Here is a 2,329-nt window from a genome sequence, read left to right as displayed (position 1 = left end):
GCAAACGGCCGGTGGGACAGCCCAGACGGCAGTAGCCCATCGGCACAAATGCCGAAAACAACAGCGTGACCCCGGCCAACGTCAACGCGGTCCAGGGCGCCACTCGATAAAGATACGCATGGAACGGCTCCCACGACGACAGGTCGGTCGTCGGTGACCACAACAGCGTCAGATAGCCGATCACCAACATTGTGCCCGGCAGGAACTTCAACAGCTCAATCATCCCAGCGGGTGGCTTCCAAGATCGCTTGCTCGTGTGGCGCGGTCGCAGCAATTGCTGGAGCGCCCCGTGCGGGCAAAGATGATTGCAGTACGGATTGGATTTCCAGCCCACGGGCGCGACAAATGCGACAATCGTGATCGCAGCCAGCGCGGGTGCCAATCGCCACGCGATCCCCCCTCCGCTCCAGCCCGCCACCAGCGCCATCGAAATCAAATTGCCCGACCAGATCCCGATCACCGCGATCACCGCAACTAACCAAAGCCTGCGGATTCGCTGATGGCGAAACCACCCTCGCATCCGAAACAGCGGGATCAAACACAAGACGAGCACGCAGCCCACGTCTGCGGCCGTGATCCGCATCTCCAGCGCATCGACCACGCGATGGCGCCAGTTGCTCCAAGTCGATCCGTCTGCTTGGATCGCTTGTTCCCGCTGCTGCTGGCGGACTTGGAACCGGCCCGCTGATGCGACCAGGGTTTCGGCGATCGCCATGCTGGTCATCGTTGCCCCGGAAACACCTTCGACCCGTTCGGCTTCCAAATCCATGTCGGCCAGTCCCGCCAGCGTTCGGCCTTCGAACAGTGCCCAAAATCCGTACTCCGTTTTGCAATAGCGGACATAGGGTTCGTTGTCGAATGAGGATCGGATCTTGATGTCGGTGACCGTCATCGGCGGTTGTTCGCTGTCTTCGGCTGCTCCCGACCGGTCGACTTGAATCAATAACTCGGTTGGTCCCTGGTATCCGATGATCGAATCCGAGAGCGGGCCGGTGCGAATCACCGTTCCCAGTTCCTGGCCGGCTCGATCGAGGGCGATGACGCGATCACCTTCGACGCGACTTGTCGACGCGTCGGGAAACCATCCTCGCAATTCTTGCAGCGTGACCGCATCGGGAAAGACCAACGAAGGCAGGTCACCCCCGATTCGCCGCAGCACTCCCTTGGCCAACGCCAACGAAGTCAGCGTCGCGCCGGAGACGGCGTCGACGCTCGTTCCCGGTTCCGGCCCGGTCCATGTCCAGTTGCGAAACTGTTCGAAGAACGCGTCGTCGTTCTCCACCGCCGCGACGTGTTCCTCGGTGTCGGCGCTATCGATCAGGTCGACGCCGATCAACTGGTAGTCAAGGTTCAGCAAAATCATCGCTTCGGTGGGTCCGCGATAACCGATGACGTCGGCGGCCTCGGGCAAGGTCCTGGCGACGCGCCCCAGCGACACACCGTCGGCGTCCTTGATGATCCAAAATCCATTGGCGTCCTTGGCACCCTCGACCACACTCGCTGTCGCCAGGAACGGACGAATCCGTTCGATCGCCGGCGGTGACGCTCCGCCATCCGATGTGGGCCGATCGCGTCGCGGCGAGGGAATCAGCAGCAAAAGTGCGGCGACCGTTGAAACCCGAACGGTGTGCACCGCGATCGCACGAATTTGACGTCGGCGTTCCATCAGTGCAGCGGCAAACGCTCGTGGTGATGTCGAACTCGATTCACCCAAGTCAACGCCGGGGCGTAAGATCGAATCAGTGAAACGATCTTGCTGGTCGACACCGACCACGTCTCGGAGATCAAACTCGGTTGCCCGCCGGCCACCCACAGATCGTTCAACACCAAGGCCAACAGGGCCGGCTTGTCGGCATTGGATTCGTTGAGCCGAAACGAATGATTGGCGTAGCGCCGACGAATCGTCGCTTCGTCGCCATCGTCTCGCCAGTCGGATGGATCAAGCGGGCTGGGCGTGCGCACTTCGATCGCCAACAGGTACCGCAACCGCTGCAGTGCGACTTCGCGATTTTGTGCTTGACTTCGTCGCTCGGTCGCTTCGCCCACCAATCCCGTCGGGCGGTGGGTCAAGAACGCGCCGGAACTGGTCTTGTTTCGATGCTGCCCGCCCGGCCCGCTGCGACGCTGGGTGCGAAGTTCGCAACCATCCAACAGCCGATCGCGATCGATCACCGCCGGGTGAGGCGGATCAACCACACGGCACGCCATCCGCAAGCTCGCATCGGGAACAATCGCGGTCGGTTTGGAAGGCATCAGGGGGCAGTTGTGAGTTGAAGAAGCGAGCCCGAGAAGTATAGGCCATTCGTGTTGCACGTTGGTGTCCAGCCTT

At 61.4% G+C, this 2,329-nt stretch carries 2 protein-coding genes; both read right to left on the bottom strand.

Going from position 1 to position 2,329, the window contains the following annotated elements; all coding sequences use genetic code 11:
• Positions 1–1,666: FMN-binding protein (locus NZK35_RS31290; RefSeq protein WP_259636470.1), on the bottom strand; the 1,666-nt coding region annotated here is incomplete at its 3' end.
• Positions 1,666–2,253 carry a peptide chain release factor family protein gene (locus tag NZK35_RS31285; RefSeq protein ID WP_259636469.1) on the bottom strand — a complete coding sequence of 196 codons (588 nt, stop codon included), beginning with the start codon at positions 2,251–2,253 and terminating at the stop codon, positions 1,666–1,668. The genes NZK35_RS31290 and NZK35_RS31285, both read right to left, overlap by 1 nt.
• Positions 2,254–2,329: the final 76 nt, after the last annotated feature.

Origin of the sequence: Stieleria sedimenti, from assembly GCF_025060895.1 — a bacterium.
GTDB classification, from domain to species: domain Bacteria; phylum Planctomycetota; class Planctomycetia; order Pirellulales; family Pirellulaceae; genus Stieleria; species Stieleria sedimenti.
This window is presented reverse-complemented; position numbering and strand designations above follow the sequence as displayed.

Coding starts and splice junctions, on each gene's coding strand:
- NZK35_RS31285 (WP_259636469.1), bottom strand. CDS start 2,253: ATGCCTTCCAAACCGACCGCGATTGTTCCCGATGCGAGCTTGCGGATG.